General features: G+C 69.6%; 12 protein-coding genes. 3 read left to right on the top strand and 9 right to left on the bottom strand.

The genetic code is table 11. From position 1 onward, the window contains the following. Window positions 1–104: 104 nt before the first annotated feature. The 4 genes from ACESMY_RS20315 to ACESMY_RS20300 all read right to left on the bottom strand — a co-directional run bounded on the left by ACESMY_RS20315 (window position 105) and on the right by ACESMY_RS20300 (window position 3,209). Window positions 105–872 (bottom strand): hypothetical protein, encoded by a 768-nt coding sequence (locus ACESMY_RS20315; RefSeq protein WP_372786442.1) that lies wholly within the window; start codon window positions 870–872, stop codon window positions 105–107. A gap of 353 nt (window positions 873–1,225) precedes the next feature. Beyond that, a complete protein-coding gene (locus tag ACESMY_RS20310; protein ID WP_372786441.1) occupies window positions 1,226–1,918 on the bottom strand; it encodes a superoxide dismutase in 693 nt (230 codons plus the stop codon). A 51-nt stretch (window positions 1,919–1,969) separates the two neighbouring features. After that, window positions 1,970–2,398: a VOC family protein gene (locus ACESMY_RS20305; protein ID WP_372786440.1), complete on the bottom strand. Its 429-nt coding sequence runs from the start codon at window positions 2,396–2,398 to the stop codon at window positions 1,970–1,972. A 1-nt stretch (window position 2,399) separates the two neighbouring features. Continuing rightward, window positions 2,400–3,209: an N-formylglutamate amidohydrolase gene (locus ACESMY_RS20300; RefSeq protein ID WP_372786439.1), complete on the bottom strand. Its 810-nt coding sequence runs from the start codon at window positions 3,207–3,209 to the stop codon at window positions 2,400–2,402. Between the two features lie 35 nt (window positions 3,210–3,244). Here ACESMY_RS20300 and ACESMY_RS20295 point away from each other — a divergent pair, with 35 nt between their 5' ends. From ACESMY_RS20295 to ACESMY_RS20285, 3 genes are all read left to right on the top strand, one after another. Then, window positions 3,245–4,165: a transglutaminase N-terminal domain-containing protein gene (locus ACESMY_RS20295; RefSeq protein ID WP_372786438.1), complete on the top strand. Its 921-nt coding sequence runs from the start codon at window positions 3,245–3,247 to the stop codon at window positions 4,163–4,165. 20 nt (window positions 4,166–4,185) lie between these two features. Further along, window positions 4,186–4,989 (top strand): transglutaminase family protein, encoded by an 804-nt coding sequence (locus ACESMY_RS20290; protein ID WP_372786437.1) that lies wholly within the window; start codon window positions 4,186–4,188, stop codon window positions 4,987–4,989. A gap of 156 nt (window positions 4,990–5,145) precedes the next feature. Then, complete coding sequence (locus ACESMY_RS20285; protein WP_372786436.1) at window positions 5,146–7,173, top strand: redoxin family protein; 2,028 nt, start codon at window positions 5,146–5,148, stop codon at window positions 7,171–7,173. Window positions 7,174–7,176: 3 nt separating this feature from the next. Here the strand turns inward: ACESMY_RS20285 and ACESMY_RS20280 are convergent, their stop codons facing one another. The 5 genes from ACESMY_RS20280 to ACESMY_RS20260 form a co-directional block, all read right to left on the bottom strand. Next, the gene (locus ACESMY_RS20280; protein WP_372786435.1) at window positions 7,177–8,475 is read right to left on the bottom strand and encodes an MFS transporter; all 1,299 of its coding nucleotides are present in this window, start codon (window positions 8,473–8,475) and stop codon (window positions 7,177–7,179) included. A gap of 79 nt (window positions 8,476–8,554) precedes the next feature. Beyond that, window positions 8,555–10,711: a methylmalonyl-CoA mutase gene (gene scpA / locus ACESMY_RS20275; protein WP_372786434.1), complete on the bottom strand. Its 2,157-nt coding sequence runs from the start codon at window positions 10,709–10,711 to the stop codon at window positions 8,555–8,557. Further along, the gene (locus tag ACESMY_RS20270) at window positions 10,708–12,129 is read right to left on the bottom strand and encodes a methylmalonyl-CoA mutase family protein (RefSeq protein WP_372786433.1); all 1,422 of its coding nucleotides are present in this window, start codon (window positions 12,127–12,129) and stop codon (window positions 10,708–10,710) included. The genes scpA and ACESMY_RS20270 overlap by 4 nt, the downstream gene beginning before the upstream one ends. A 62-nt stretch (window positions 12,130–12,191) precedes the next feature. Beyond that, window positions 12,192–13,064, bottom strand: coding sequence for a peptidyl-prolyl cis-trans isomerase (locus tag ACESMY_RS20265; protein WP_372786432.1), 873 nt, complete (start codon window positions 13,062–13,064; stop codon window positions 12,192–12,194). Then, a complete protein-coding gene (locus tag ACESMY_RS20260) occupies window positions 13,048–15,000 on the bottom strand; it encodes a DUF3604 domain-containing protein (RefSeq protein ID WP_372786431.1) in 1,953 nt (650 codons plus the stop codon). Before ACESMY_RS20260 ends, ACESMY_RS20265 begins: the two co-directional genes overlap by 17 nt. Window positions 15,001–15,130 lie beyond the last annotated feature (130 nt).

Below are 15,130 nucleotides of genomic sequence, written 5' to 3'. Positions count from 1 at the left end.
GGGGGGCGGGGGCCCCCCGCGCCCCCCCCCCCCCCGGGGGGGCCCCCCCCCCCCCCACCCCCCGCGCGGCCCCCCCCCCCCCCCCCCCCCGCGACCCGTTTCAGCTACGGGGGTGGGGCGCCGAAGCTGATGTTGGCGTTCGCCGCGAGGCTGGTCGCCGCCTGGTTCAGCGAACCGACGCCGCTGTTGAAGCTCGCCGTCTGCACGCCAGCGAAGTTCGCGAACGAACCGCCGTCGATGGAGATCGCGCCCGTGGTGAGCACGCCGGACTGGGTGGCCGCGCCGCCGGCGCCGCCGGGTTGCGTGTCGGAGGCCGCTCCGCCCGCCCCGCCGACCGGGGCCGCGTAGATGACCTTCACGCCGGTCACCGTGCCGCTGAGCTCGTTCTTGGAGAGCGTCACGGTCCGGGTGTGGGTGGAGTTGTCGTCGTGGCTGTCGGTCTTGGTGACGGTGACGTCCAGGTTGTGACTGTCGGTCTTGGTGACGGTCTTGGTGTTGTTGGACGCGATGGTGTTCCCAGAGTGCGAGCTGTTGGTGCTCGAGTCCGTGAAGGTCTTCGTGAGCGTGTTGTTGGACGCGACGGTCTTGGTGTTCCCGGAGTGGGAGTTGTCGGTGTCCGTGTCGGTCAGGGTGTTGTTGGACGCGACGGTGTTCCCGGAGCGGGAGCTGTTGGTCGAGCTGTCGGTGTTCCCCGAATGGTTGGTGGTCGACGACGCGGAGGTCGCGCTGCCGGCGTCCGTGCTGCCCGTCGCCGACGCGTCAGCGCCCGCGGGGGTCGAGGTGGCGGTGGCCGTGGCCTGAGCCATCGCCGAGGTGGCCAGGGCCGCTCCCAAAATCAGGGCGGAGGCCGATGTCATGAGTTTGATAGTCACAGAAAACCCTCCCAGGTTGTTCCACTTGGAGGCCCGTCCTCCGTTACCCAAACCGCGTAACGCCAAAAGAGTTATTCACACGAAGCCGTGATAAGCCATTGAAATTACAATGTCTTGAGGAGTACGGACGAAGGCGTGTTTCAGATCACCCACGTAACGAAAAAGAGTTACGCGAAGAATTCGCTTGGGATGCGAAATAGCGCTCCAGGCTCGTCAACCAAACCAGGGGTTGAATCGCCGTCGCTGGGCGGCGGGTAGCGCGAACTCCCGGCCGGACAGTGTCCGCCGGTCCCGGGAGCTATCGAGGGATCCAGGTCGTCTGAACGTCGAGAGGTCGTTGGCCGGGCGGCGCGTCAGGCCGGCGGGCGGTCGCCGTGGCCGGGCGCGTCGCGGCGGGCTGCGCCGGTTTCGCTGGCGGCGACCTCAGGGTAGAGGAAACCCTCGCCGGCTCCGTTCGCGGCGGCGAGCTGGCGTTCGGCAAAGGCCCAGTTGGCCACCATGTCCGTCCAGCGCTCGAGGAACGTCTTCCGGTCGTTCTTGTAGTCGAGATAGTAGGCGTGCTCCCACAGGTCGCAGACCAGGAGCGGGAAGAGCCCGTCCCGGATCAGGGTGTCGTCGGCGTCGTGGGTGGAGATCACCTTCAGCCCGTCCGAGCCGGCCGCCAGCCAGACCCAGCCGGACCCGAAATGGTCGACGCCCTCGGCGACAAAGGCGTCCTTGAAGCCGCGGACGCCGCCGAAGGCGCGATCGATGGCCGCCTTCAGCGGCCCTGACGGCGCGGCCGGCTGGGGCGTCATGCATAGCCAGAAGAAGGCGTGGTTCCAGGCCTGGGCGGCGTTGTGGAAGAGCTTCTGGTCGGCCTTGCGATGGGCGTCGCGCACCACGTCCTCTAGCGAGCGGCCGTCCAGCCCGGCCCGTTTGGCGAGTTCATTGGTCTTCTCGACATAGGCCTTGTGATGCTTGTCGTGGTGGGTTCGCAAGGTGTCGGCCGACAGCGTCGGTTCCAGCGCGGCGTAGTCGTAGGGAAGCTTGGGCAGGATGAACATCGCGAGGCTCCTTCTTCATCTGGAGAACCCCCCGGCGGCGCGCGCTGTTCCTCAGCGGGCGCGCATCGAGATCAGCTCAAGCTCGCGGCCTTCGGGATCGAGGACGAAGGCCACGCGCATGGCGTCGGTGTCCCAGGGCTCGCGATGGGGGGCCGCGCCTTCCTTCACCGCATGGGCGAAGGCGGCGTCGACATCGCGGACGTACAGGCCGAGCGGGCCGTGGCCGGTCCCGACGGCGACATCGCGGCCGTCCTTGTTCCAATAGAGGATGAGGCTGAAGCCGGTCTCCTCGCCGGGGCGGCGCAAGACCAGCTCGACGATGTCGGGCAGGTCGATGGTCTGGGCGACGACCAGGCCAAAAGCGCGCTCATAGAAGGACCGCATCGCGTCCAGGTCGCGTACGACGAACTTCATGAAGCCGAACCGGACGGAGGGGGCGGTGGTCGTGCGGGGCGCTGGCGCGCTGGCTGTGTCGCTCATCTCAAGTCTCCTCCGGGCCGGGTCTGGGGGCCCGCCGTGAAATATCCTGCGCGCGCAGATCGCCGAGCGCCAGAGGCAGCAGCCGCGCGACAATGGCGGCGATCGCCTCCTGGCCGGCGGCCTCGGCGATCAGGTCCTGACGCACCTCCAGCTCCAGGTAGTCGAGGCCGCGCCCGCCGGCGTGCCTGGGGATGGTGAAGTCGACCTCGTCCATCCGGTAGGGCTGGTTGTCGCCGACCAGATCCTCGCCCAGCTCGCCGCGCAGCCGGGCGAGGACGGCGCGGGAATAGGGGCTGTTGTCGGCGTGCAGCACTCCGAAGCGCCAGGGCCGGTCGAAGCCGCCCATGCGGGGCGTGAAGGAGTGGAGCGAGATCAGGGTGGTGAGCAGGCCGCGGGCGGCGCGCGCGTCCAGTTCGGCGGCGATGGCGGCGTGGTAGGGGCGGGCGATCTGGTCCACGCGGGCCTGGCGTTGGGCGGCGGTGAGGCCCTGGTTGCTAGGGACGTGGGTTCCGTCGCTGACCTCAGGGATCGCGTCGGCCCGCGCCGGATCGCGGTTGCAGTCGATGATCAGGCGCGAATAGCGCTGGCGGATGAAGGTCGCGCCGAGCGCCTGGGCGAGCCGTTCGCCCAGGCCGGCCACGCCGATGTCCCAGGCGATGTGGCGGCCGCGCTCGGCGGCGGACAGCCCGAGGTCGCCGAGCGCCGGCGGGATCTCCCGGCCCGCGTGGTCGCCCAGGAGCAGAAAAGGCGAGGCGGCGCCTGGATTCAGCACAATGGCGACGGTGCGCGGATCGGGCGCAAGCGGTGTCATCGACTGGTTAACGGAATCGCCCGCAACGTCCGGCAATGCCCTTGGTCTCCATCCGCCATCTGACGGCCTACCGCTACCGCAATCCGGTCGCGCTCGGCGAGCACCGCATGATGCTGCGGCCGCTGGAGAGCTACGACCAGCGGCTGATCTCGGCCGAGCTCTCCATCACGCCGGAGCCGTCGATGCTCCGCAACACCCACGATGTGTTCGGCAACTGCGTGACGTTGGCGCGCTTCACAGGCCGCACCGACCGGCTTGCGGTCGAGAGCCGCATGACGTTGGAGCATACCCCGCAACCGGCCTTCGACTTCGATGGCGAGGCCTATGGCGCTGTCCTGCCGTTGGCCTACGCGCCGGAAGACCTGCCGGACCTGGCGCGTTCGATGGAGCGCGAGCACGCCGACCCGGGCGGCGAACTGGAAGCCTGGGCGCGGCGCTTCGTGCGGAGGGCGGGGCCGACCAGCCTCCGGACCCTCCTGAGCGACATGACGCACGCGATCCATGACGGGTTCACCTATGGGACCCGGCTTTCCGGCGCGCCCCAGGCGCCGCTTGAGACCCTGGCGTTGGGGACTGGCAGCTGCCGCGACTTCGCGATGCTGATGATCGAGGCGGTCAGGAGTCTTGGCCTCGCGGCCCGTTTCGTCTCCGGCTACGTCTATTCCGCCTCGCAGAAGGCCGGCCGGGCCGGCGGCGGACACACCCACGCCTGGGTGCGGGTCTTCCTGCCGTCCTGCGGCTGGGTGGAGTTCGACCCGACCAACGGCATCGTCGGCAACGCCGATCTGGTGCGCGTGGCGATCGCGCGCGATCCGCGCCAGGCCGTGCCGCTGCACGGAACCTGGGCGGGCCTGCCGGCCGACTACCTCGGCATGGACGTAGAGGTTGAGGTTTCGGTGGAAGCCTGCGCCGATGTGCAACCGGCGCCCCCGCGGCGTGTTGCGCAGGGACGCTGACCGCCACGACCTAGGACCCCATGCACATTCGAGCCGGCTACGAGATCACCTACGAATGTCCGCAGCCGACGCCGATGCTGCTGCTGCTAAACGTCCATTCCTCGCGCTACCAGGACCTGGAGACGCCCGACGTCATCCGCACCGATCCGCAGATCCCGGTGACGCAGTACCACGATGGTTTCGGCAACCTCTGCAGCCGGATCGTCTGTCCGCCGGGCCGCACGGTGCTGAGCGGCGACTTCATGGTGCGCGACTCGGGCCAGCCGGACCCGGTCAGCCCCGAGGCGATCCAGCATCCGGTGGAGAACCTGCCCAACGAGGTGATCGTCTTTCTCCTGGCCAGCCGATACTGCGAGACCGAGCTCCTCGGCGCTCTGGCCTGGAAGCTGTTCGGCGATATCCCGCCGGGCTGGGGTCGCGCCCAGGCGATCGTCGAATACGCCCACAACCGCATCGCCTTCGGCTACGAGCACGCCCGGCCGACCAAGACGGCGTTCGAGGCGCACGAGGAGGGCCTCGGCGTCTGCCGCGACTATGCGCACCTGGCGATCACGCTCTGCCGCTGCATGAATATCCCGGCCCGCTATTGCACCGGCTACCTGCCGGACATCGGCGTGCCGGTGGTGGGCGAGATGGATTTCAGCGCCTGGTTCGAGGTCTATCTCGGCGACCGCTGGCACATCCTCGACGCGCGCCACAACAGGCCCCGGATCGGCCGCATCCTGATGGCCCGCGGCCGCGACGCCACCGACGCGGCGATCACCACCAGCTTCGGGCTCAACACGCTCGCGGGCTTCAAGGTGATCGGCGAGGAAGTTCCTTAAGGCCCCTGCATCCAAACTGGGCCGCGGCGGCGACCCCTCGATGACACGGCGTCGCATACAAGCGCGGCAATATTCGTGTAACCTTGGTGGGCGATATACGCCGTAAGTTCGCGCGGAATGCGCGTGGCCGAAACGGCCGATCTTGGGAGCTATCCGATGAACGGTGCAAAACTTGGCGTCCTGGCGTTGCTGGCCAGCACGGCGGCGATCATGGGTTTCTCCAGCGACACGACGGCGTCCAGGGCCCAAACGCCCAGCGCCGCGGCGACCGCGGCGACCGGCGTCGACAACTTCATGCTCGTGGACGCCAACATGGAGGCCCACGAGCTCTATCGCCTCGCCGACGCCAAGGCGGTGGTGATCGTCACCCAGGCGAACGGCGACGCGGTGATGCGCGGCCTCGCCCCCAAGCTGAAGGCCCTGAAGGCCGCCTATGGCCAGAAGGGCGTCGAGTTCATGATGCTGAACTCGAACCTGAAGGACAGCCGCGAGGCCATCCAGGCTGAGGCCGCGAAGGCCGGCTACGACACCCCGATCCTGATGGACGCCAACCAGCTGGTGGGCGAGAGCCTCGGCGTGAGCCGCTCGGCCGAGGTCTTCGTGGTCGATCCGAAGAGCTGGAAGGTCGCCTACCGCGGCGCGCTCGCCGGCGAGGCGACCGCCAAGGCGCTCGACGCGCTCACCGCCGGCCAGCCGGTCAATGTCGCGGCCGCGGCCCCGAGCCACGGCGCGGCCATCGCCTTCCCCGAACGCGGCGTGAGCAAGGTTTCCTACGCCAAGGACATCGCTCCGATCCTGGAAGCCAAGTGCGTGGCCTGCCACCAGGAAGGCGGCATCGGCCCGTTCGCCATGACCAACTACGCCATGGTCAAAGGCTTCGCCCCGATGATCCGCGAAGTGGTCCGCACCGACCGGATGCCGCCCTATCACGCCGATCCGCACATCGGAAAATTCTCCGACGACCAGCGGCTGTCGCCGGAGCAGGTGAAGACCCTGGTCCACTGGATCGAAGCCGGCGCGCCGCGCGGCGAGGGCGCCGACCCCCTGGGCGCGGTCAAGCACGTCGCCCTGGAGTGGCCGCTGGGCAAGCCGGACGTGATCATCAACGTGCCGGCCTACACCATCCCGGCCTCCGGCGTGGTGGACTACCAGCGCCCGGCGGTGGCGAGCCCGATGACCGAAGGCAAGTGGGTGCGCGCGGCGACCATCAAGCCCGGCTCGCGCCAGGGCGTGCACCACCTCTTGACCGGCTGGATGGCTGAGATGCCGGCCGACGGCCGCTCCTCGGAGACCAAGTGGGCCGCCTCGCTGGGCGCCGGCTACGCGGTGGGCGCGGAATCCAACATCATGCCCGCCGACACCGGCACCTATCTGCCGCCCGGCGGCGCCATCGGCTTCCAGGCGCACTACACGCCCTTCGGCAAGGAGGTCGTCGATAAGAGCCAGATCGCGCTCTATTTCTACGACAAGCCGCCGGAGCTGATCATGCATTCGGTGGTGGTGATCGATAACACCATCGTCATTCCGCCCGGCGAAGCGCGCCACCAGGAAGTGGCCTATGTGGAGTTCCCGCACGACGCGCTGCTCTATTCGGCGTTCCCGCACGCCCACTACCGCGCCTATTCGTCGGACCTGTGGATCCGCTATCCGGACGGCAAGGAGAAGCTGCTGCTCAGCCTGCCGCGCTACGACTTCAACTGGCAGCGCAGCTACACCTTCGCCGAGCCGATCAAGGTGCCGGCCGGCTCCAAGCTGATCGCCCACTACGTCTACGACAACTCCAAGCGCAACCCGTCGAACCCTGACCCGAAGATCCAGGTCACCTGGGGCGAGCAGTCCTTCCAGGAGATGCTGTTCACCTCGCTCAGCTTCCGCTGGGCCGATGAGACGGCGAAGCATCGCGTGAGCTACGATGGCGAGATGAACGCCGGGCGCCTGATGGGCATGCTGGACGACAACATCGACGGCAAGGTCGAGAAGGCCGAGCTGAAGGGCCGGATCGGCGACCAGCTCGCCAAGTTCTTCGACGTGCTCGACAAGAACCACGACGGGGCGCTGGACAAGTCCGAGCTGGCCGCGGCCCAGGCCGCGATGGGCCCCCGGCGCTCGGCCGCCGCCGCGCCGGCCGCGGTTCCCTCCGAGGCTGCGACCCAAGCCGCCGCGTTCAACCCGGCGGGCAAGTAGACCTCAGGCCGGCGCGGCGATCCTGCCGCGCCGCGCCTGGCGCAGTCCCAGCATGATCGCAGCCCCCGCCAGGAAGGTGACGGGGAGCAGGCTCATGCCTGTGTGGTAGCCGCCGGTGGAGTCCTTCGCGAGGCCCCAGAGCCAGGGGAAGACGAATGAGCCCACCTGGCCCAGGCCGTTGATCGCCGCGACGGTCACGGCGACCGCGCGCGGATGGACGATCTCGGACGGCGCCAGCCAGAAGGCCCCGCTCACCGCGAAATACCCGCCCATCATGGCGAGGTAGGCGACCATCACCACGGGCGGCGAGGGCGACCAGGCCATGACGGCGAAGGCGCCCGCCACCGCGACCAGCGGCAGGGCCAGGTGCAGGTAGCGCTCCCGCAGGCGGTCCGAACTCCAGCCGACGGCGGCCATGCCCGCGGCTCCGGTCAAACCGCCCGCCGCCACCAGATAGCCGACCTGGGTCGCGTCGAGCCCGGTCGAGCCCCTGAGCACGGTCGGGGCGGAGAGGGTGAAGGCGTAGTAGGGGCCGAGGTAGACGAAATTGATCGCCACCAGGGCCAGGACCTCAGGCCGCAGGAGCGCGCGGAACGGGCTGTGGTCGGGGGCCGCGACAGCGGCGTTGTCGGCGGCGAGGCGGGCTTCCAGCCAGGCCTTCTGCTCCACCGAGAGCCAGGCGGCGTCGCCCGGCCGGTCGGGCAGGAACTTCAGGAAGACTAGGCTGAGGATCACCGCCGGCGCGCCCTCGGCGATCAGCAACCACTGCCAGCCGTGGAGGCCGAGGGCGCCATCCAGCCGCAGAAGGCTGCCCGCCACGGCGCCCATCACCACCGAGGCGAGGGGCGCGGCGATATAGAACCGCGAAATCGCCCGGCCGCGGTAGGCCTGCGGGAACCAGAGGCCGAGGTAGTAGATCACGCCCGGGAAGAACCCCGCCTCGGCGGCGCCGAGCAGGAAGCGCACGGCGTAGAACTGCATCGGGGTGCGCACCAGCGCCATGCTCATGGCGACCACGCCCCAGGTGACCATGATGCGGGCGATCCACCGCCGCGCGCCAACTCGCGCCAACGCCAGGTTCGAGGGGATTTCCAGGAGGGCGTAGCTGATGAAGAACAGGCCGCCCCCGAAGCCATAGACCGAGGCGGTGAAGCCCAGCTGCGCGTTCATGGTCGGCGCGGCGAAGCTGATGTTCACCCGGTCCATGTAGGAGATCAGGTAGCCCAGCCCGATCAGCGGCAGGAGCCGCCAGGCGATGGCCTTCATGGCGCCGCGCTCCAGCGCCTCGTCCGATGTCGCCAAGCGTGATCTCCGTGAAAGCCCCAGCCAACAGGGCACAGGCGCGAAGCTCGGTCGAGTCGGCGGCGGATGCGCCTTGCGCCTATTCCGCCGCCTGCTCCTGGGCGTAGCCGAGCAACTCGTTCAGGCGCTCGATGACCGAGATGGCGGCGTCCGGCACCGTCGTGCCCGGGGTGAAGATGGCGGCGACACCCATCTCCTTCAGCGCCGCGAAGTCCTCGGGCGGGATGACGCCGCCCACCACCACCATGATGTCCTCGCGGCCGAGGCGGGCGAGTTCGGACTTGAGCTCGGGAACGAGCGTCAGGTGGCCGGCGGCGAGCGAGCTGGCGCCCACCGCATGGACGCCGTCTGCCACGGCCTGGGCTGCGGTCTCGGCCGGCGTCTGGAAAAGGTCGCCGATCTCCACGTCGAAGCCGAGGTCGGCGAAGCCCGAGGCGATCACCTTCTGGCCGCGGTCGTGGCCATCCTGGCCCATCTTGGCGACCAAGATGCGCGGCTTCTTGCCGTCCGCCTGGGCGAAGGCCTGGGCCATCTCCTGGGCCCGGCGGGCGGTGGCGGTGATGCCGCTCTCGCGCAGATAGACGCCGGAGACGGCGTTGGCGTGGGCCTTGTGGCGATTGAAGACCTTTTCCAGCGCGTCGGAGATCTCGCCGACCGTGGCCTTGGCGCGGGCGGCGTTCACCGACAGCTCCAGCAGGTTGCCGCCGCCGGCCGCGCCGTTGGTCAGGGCCTCGAGCGCCGCGGCCGTGGCCGCCGGATCGCGCTCGGCCTTCAGGCGCTTCAGCTTGGCGAGCTGTTGTTCGCGGACGGCGGTGTTGTCGACCTTCAGCATCGGGATCTCGTCGGCGACGTCGGGGCGGTAGCGGTTGACGCCGACCACACTCTGGATGCCGGCGTCGATGCGCGCCTGGGTGCGGGCCGAGGCCTCCTCGATGCGCCGCTTGGGCAGGCCGTTCTCGATGGCCTTGGCCATGCCGCCCAGGGCCTCGACCTCGGCGATGTGGGTCAGCGCCCGGGCCGCCAGGTCGGCGGTCAGGCGCTCGACGTAGTAGGAGCCGCCCCAGGGGTCGATCACCCGGCACTGGCCGCTCTCGGCCTGCAGGAAGAGCTGGGTGTTGCGGCTGATGCGGGCGGAGAAATCCGTCGGCAAGGCAAGGGCTTCGTCGAGAGAGTTGGTGTGCAGGCTCTGGGTCTGGCCGCCGACCGCGGCCATGGCCTCGACGGTGGTCCGGGCGACGTTGTTGAAGACGTCGTGGGCCGCCAGGCTCCAGCCCGAAGTCTGGGTGTGGGCGCGCAGATTGAGGCTGCGGACGTCCTTCGGGTTGAACTCGTCCTTGATCAGCCGGGCCCAGAGCAGGCGCGCGGCGCGCTGCTTGGCGATCTCCATGAAGGCGTTCATGCCGGCGTTCCAGAAGAACGACAGGCGGGGCGCGAAGCCGTCGACCGGCAGGCCGGCGGCCACGCCGGCGCGCACGTATTCGACCCCGTCGGCCAGGGTATAGGCGAGCTCCAGGTCCAGCGTCGCGCCGGCTTCCTGCATGTGGTAGCCGCTGATCGAGATCGAGTTGAAGCGCGGCATCTCCTTGGACGTATAGGCGAAGATGTCCGAGACGATCCGCATCGAGGGGCCGGGCGGATAGATGTAGGTGTTCCGGGTCAGGAACTCCTTCAGGATGTCGTTCTGGATGGTGCCCGAGAGCTTGGCGTGCGGCACACCCTGCTCCTCGCCGGCCACGATGTAGAGCGCCAGGATCGGCAGCACCGCCCCGTTCATGGTCATCGAGACGCTCATCTTGTCGAGCGGGATGCCGTCGAAGAGCGTGCGCATGTCGAAGATGGAGTCGATGGCGACGCCCGCCATCCCGACATCGCCCTTCACCCGCGGGTGGTCCGAGTCGTAGCCGCGGTGGGTGGCGAGGTCGAAGGCGATGGAGAGTCCCATCTGCCCGGCCGCGAGATTGCGGCGATAGAAGGCGTTGGAATCTTCAGCCGTGGAGAAGCCCGCGTACTGGCGGATGGTCCACGGGTTGGTCAGGTACATGGTCGGGTAGGGGCCGCGCAGGAACGGCGCGAGACCCGGGTAGCCGGCGAGCGTGTCGAGGCCCGCGGTATCGGCGGGGCCGTAGGCGGGGCGGACGGCGATGCCTTCCGGCGTCTGCCAGGGCTCGCCGGTCTGTAGCGGCTGGGTCGGGAGATCGCCGAAGGGCAAGGTCGCGAAGTCGGGGAAGCGGCTCATTCGAACGGCTCCGAGATGCGCATGGGCCTGAGCGGCGGGCAGGCGCCGTCGGGACCCGGCAGGCGCGTCGACGGCGCCTGGACCGTGCGGGCGGCGGCGATCTCGACCTCGACCGGAGTGTCCTTGGCCGGCGGGAAGGCGGTGACGCCGATGATCTTGGGCTCGGGGCGGGCGGCGGCGTCGGCCGCGACCTGATCGGCGACCCAGCCCGAGTTGAGCGCCGCGACCGCGCCGCCGGCGGCCTCGATGGCCTGGAACCGGCTCCAGGCGGCCTGGGCGATCTCGTCGGTGAGGGCCTCGACGTAGCCGGAGCCGGCCGCCGGGTCGGCGACGCGGCCGACGTGGGCTTCTTCCATAAGCACGAGCTGGGCGTTGCGGCTCTGGCGCCGGGCAAATTCCGTGGGGAGACCCAGCGCATCGGTGAAGCCGCCGAGGATCACGCTGTCCGCGCCTCCGACCGCCGCGCCGAAGCCCGCCGCGGTCAGCCGGATCATGTTGGTCCAGGCGTCCTTGGCGGTCAGCATGCGGCGCGAGGAACGCGCCTCGATGCGCGCGGTGGGATCCGCGCCGCAGGCCGCGGCGATCCGCGCCCAGACCGCGCGGGCGGCGCGCAGCTTGGCGATGGCCACGAAATAGTCGGCGTCGACGGAGAGACCCAGGGTGATGCGGGCGAAGGCGCCGGCCATGGGCATGCCGGCCCGGACCAGGGCCTTGGCGTAGGCCACGGCGGCGGCCGCTGCGAAGGCGACCTCAAGGGCCTCGCCGCCGCCGGCTTCATGCGCGACGCGGCCGGACGCCAGGAAGACTTGCGCCAGCGGGTGCGTCTCGGCCAAGCGCGCGCCCACATTGGCCGCCGAGATCAGATGGGCCTCGATCGGGCCGGGACTGGCGCCCGTTTCGGCGTAGGCGCTCAAAGGATCAAGATGGAAACGGAGCAGGGCGCTCGGCGAGGCCTTGGCCGCCGCGCTCAGCCAGTCCGCGGCCTGAGGGCCCAGGAAGCCGGCGTCGAGGGCGGCCGGGGCGAACTCCAGGATCACGCCGTCGAGCGCCAGCGCCAAGTCCGCCGCGGAGCCTATCGCGACGCCCGTCTTGCCGGCGGGATCGACGCGGAGGACGGCGGCCGCGGCGCCGCCGCGCAGGTCGGCGAGGATCTCGGCGTTGGCGCGGGCCGGGTCGGGGTGGGCGGTGAGCGTCGCCAGTTCCCAGGCGCGGTCGGCGGGGACCGCGCGGGCCGGAGCCAGGGGTTCCGGCGCGGGCGCATAGAGCGGAGCGATCGGCAGGCCTTCGACGGTGGTCTTCTCCAGCGAGGCGAAGGGCGCCTCGCCCAGGGTCTTGTCGACAAGCGCGCGCCAGTCGGCCTCGGTCACGGCCGGGAAATCACCGGTCAGGCTTGGGGCGAGGGCGGGGGCGTCGGCCATGTCGGGTGATGGTCCCGCAAGGCCCTTGGCGTCAAGTTCACGCGAGGTGAGGGCGTGGCCGGTCAGTCCTCGGGAACGCCCGCGATGACCACCCGGTAGCGCTTGCGCAGGTCCCGCAGGAAGACGGCGTTGGCCTCGGCGCGGCGCTCGGCCAGGTAGGCGTCGCGGACCTGGCCGCGCACCGAGTTGAAGGAAACCGCCGGTGGCGCGCGCCGGACGGTGACCTTGACGATGTGCCAGCCGTAGGGCGACAGCACCGGCCCCTGCCAGGTCCCGAGCGGCGCGGTCTCCAGCGCCTTCACGAAGGCCGTTCCGTAGTCGCGCAGCAGATCCTGCAGCCCGACGTCCTCATAGGCGAGCGGGAAGAGGAAGGGATCGCCCTGCGGCTCGCGCTTGTCCTCTTCGGCGCGCTGTAGAGCCTGGGCGGCGGCCCGCTCTGCGCCGCCGTGCGGCCGGTCGCCGGAGAAGAACACCTGCTGGAAGGCGACCCGCGTCGGGGCGGCGTAGGCCTGGGCGGTGCGGGCGTAGTAGGCCTGGAGCGCGGCCTCGGTAGGCTCGGCCGTCTGGGCGAGGTCGTCGGTGGCGAAGGCCATCTTCTGCGCCAGCCGGCGGCGGATGATCATGTCCGCCTTGTCGAGGCCGAGCCTCAGCGCCTCGCGGGCCAGCAACTCCTCGTCGATGCGGTCGCGGATGATCCCTTGCAACTCGGCCTTGTTTGGCGGGCGCTGCATCTGCACCTCCCAGTAGGAGGCGAGCTGGTTCAAGTCCTGGGCGTCGAGCCGGACCGTCGGCCGCTCGAGCGATTTCACGAGTGTGAGCCCGGCAAAGAGCACGGCCCCGATGGCCAGGAAATGGACGAGCGGTTCGCGCAGGACGCGGCGGACCAAGCCCTTCGCGCGCCCCGCCGACAGCTCGGCGTCAGGCTTTGGGCTCATACCAGATCGGCGAGGACCAGGCCCGCTCCATGATGGTCTTGGCGAGCGTCGGGTTGGGCGGCGTGCCGTTTCGCAGTGCGTCCCAGGTTGACCACCGGCAGGAGGGGTTTTCGAGGACCCGCAGATAGTAGAACGCCCGCTGGTTGGGCTTGAACGTGGGGTCGGTCCAGAGCGTCCGCAGTTCGACGTCGCCCTTGTAGGGGTCCGGTTCGCAGGTCGCCATGTTGACGCCCGCGCCGTTGTCGGGGCAGCGCCAGGTGGTCTTGTTTAGCGTCAGCTTGTCGGCGCAGGCGACGTCGAACACCTGTTCCTTGGCGACGCCGTTCTCGACCCAGCCCTTCACCACCTGCGCGCGCTGCAGATAGCCGGAGTTGGGGTCGCGCACGCCCCAGATCAGGAACTTCGGGGCCTTGCCTCTCGAGGGCGCGAGGTCGGAGCCCATGGCCACGCCCTTTGCGTAGGCCTCGCGGACCAGGTCGGTGCGGTGGGCCAGGTCGTCGGGGAAGTCGTAGCCCGCGAAGAAGCGCAGGCGGATGCGCGGGCCGGAGGTGGCGAAGGTCTCCTTGCGCCGCAGCGCCGCGAAGATCGCTTCGCGGGAGTTCTCCTCGGCCCAGACGCCGGCCAGGCCCGAGGCGCCCCAGGCCTGGTAGGGCGCGGTGGCGTGGGCGGAATCCGGGGTGTCGGCGGGCCAGGTCTTGGCGCCGCCGGGCGGGACCGAGCCGCGCTGGGCGGGCGTGCCGTCCGAGCGGCCGACCTTGGAGAAGTAGTTGCGCTCCTCGGTGGAGCCCGGAGCGGCGTTGTGAGTGTCGCTGGAGCCGATGAAGCCGAACTTGAACGGGTTGAAGCCCACCTTTTCGCGCATCAGGATCCCGTCCTTCAGCGCCTCGCGCACATAGCTGCCGTGGAACTTGGTCACCGGGCGGTTGGAGCCGATGTAGCGCTCCATGATCTCGAAGTTGGCCCATTCGTCGTTGGGCGACAGCGATGGGTGAACCTCCGACGTGCCCTTGATCTGGGTGATCTCGGCCAGGGGCTCGTTGCGCATCCGCAGCTCGGCGTAGGCCCGGTCCATGGGCGTGCCATCGCGCTTGGTCGGCTCGAACATCAGCCCGTCGGAGCCGTTGGAATTGTGCGGGATGGCCAAGACGTCGATGCCCTTCGCCCGCCAGGCGTCCATGGTCTGCCAGAGGTCCTCGGGGTTGTTGGAAACGACCGCGGTGTAGGGCAGCTGCGGGACCTTGGTCGTGCGGAAGATCACGTTGCGGTGCAGGTTCCGGCCGTCCGGGGCGGAGGTGTATTCATAGGCCACGAAGGTGGTGAAGCGGCCGGGGTCGTTGTGGCGGGCGGCGGCCTGCTGCACCTCGGTCCAAGCGCGGCCGACGACGTCCGGAGCGCTGAATTCCTTGGGCAAGGTGTTGTGCTCGAAGCCCGCGACCATCTTGGTGAAGGCGGCCGTGATCTGCTTCGGATCGGAGCTGAACAGGCCCTGGGAGATGGGCAACTTGTTGAGCGGGCTCTTCGGGTCGTTCGCCTCGCGCATGGCGCCCATGTACTCGGAGTGGTCGGTGACCGCGGTGAAGTCCAGCGGCCCGCCCGAGCGGCGGATGTTGAAGCCGGCGGCGTGGCCGATCGTGTCGCCCTTGGCGAAGCGGTAGGCGTCGTCAGGCATGGCCCGGACATTGAAGATGTAGGCGTCGAACGACAGGCCCGTGTGCACGTGCAGGTCGCCGAAATAGGCATTGCGGTCGGGGTTGTACCCAGGAAGGTGGCCGGTTTTCGCACCGGCCTTGGCGGGCGCAATCTTCGCCGCGACGGCAGCCGGCGGGGCGGCGGGCTTTTCGCCCTGGCCCGGTGCGGAGCCGGCGGCGCCGAGCGCGCCCAGGAGCGCGGCGGCGGCCAGGACAGGAGCCGCCTTGCGGCGCGGTTGCCGGTTCATCTGTTTCCCCAGTCTCTCACCGGCGGGCCGGTGTCCGCGGAGCGTTCTCACGGGCCTTGCGGCCTGCCGGGCGCACCGTCGCGATGGATGATTGTCCTCTTGGCCGGCGACTGTCAAAAACTGACGCTAG

This window comes from Phenylobacterium sp., assembly GCF_041691455.1.
GTDB lineage: Bacteria > Pseudomonadota > Alphaproteobacteria > Caulobacterales > Caulobacteraceae > Phenylobacterium.
The sequence above is the reverse complement of the archived record's forward strand: the minus strand, read 5'-3'. Positions and strand labels throughout refer to the sequence as shown.

What these genes read in the sequence shown, in the direction of transcription:
- ACESMY_RS20310 (WP_372786441.1), bottom strand. Translation starts at nt 1,918, where the DNA reads ATGTTCATCCTGCCCAAGCTTCCCTACGACTACGCCGCGCTGGAACCG.
- ACESMY_RS20305 (WP_372786440.1), bottom strand. Translation starts at nt 2,398, where the DNA reads ATGAGCGACACAGCCAGCGCGCCAGCGCCCCGCACGACCACCGCCCCC.
- ACESMY_RS20300 (WP_372786439.1), bottom strand. Translation starts at nt 3,209, where the DNA reads ATGACACCGCTTGCGCCCGATCCGCGCACCGTCGCCATTGTGCTGAAT.
- ACESMY_RS20295 (WP_372786438.1), top strand. Translation starts at nt 3,245, where the DNA reads ATGCCCTTGGTCTCCATCCGCCATCTGACGGCCTACCGCTACCGCAAT.
- ACESMY_RS20290 (WP_372786437.1), top strand. Translation starts at nt 4,186, where the DNA reads ATGCACATTCGAGCCGGCTACGAGATCACCTACGAATGTCCGCAGCCG.
- ACESMY_RS20285 (WP_372786436.1), top strand. Translation starts at nt 5,146, where the DNA reads ATGAACGGTGCAAAACTTGGCGTCCTGGCGTTGCTGGCCAGCACGGCG.
- scpA (WP_372786434.1), bottom strand. Translation starts at nt 10,711, where the DNA reads ATGAGCCGCTTCCCCGACTTCGCGACCTTGCCCTTCGGCGATCTCCCG.
- ACESMY_RS20270 (WP_372786433.1), bottom strand. Translation starts at nt 12,129, where the DNA reads ATGGCCGACGCCCCCGCCCTCGCCCCAAGCCTGACCGGTGATTTCCCG.
- ACESMY_RS20265 (WP_372786432.1), bottom strand. Translation starts at nt 13,064, where the DNA reads ATGAGCCCAAAGCCTGACGCCGAGCTGTCGGCGGGGCGCGCGAAGGGC.
- ACESMY_RS20260 (WP_372786431.1), bottom strand. Translation starts at nt 15,000, where the DNA reads ATGAACCGGCAACCGCGCCGCAAGGCGGCTCCTGTCCTGGCCGCCGCC.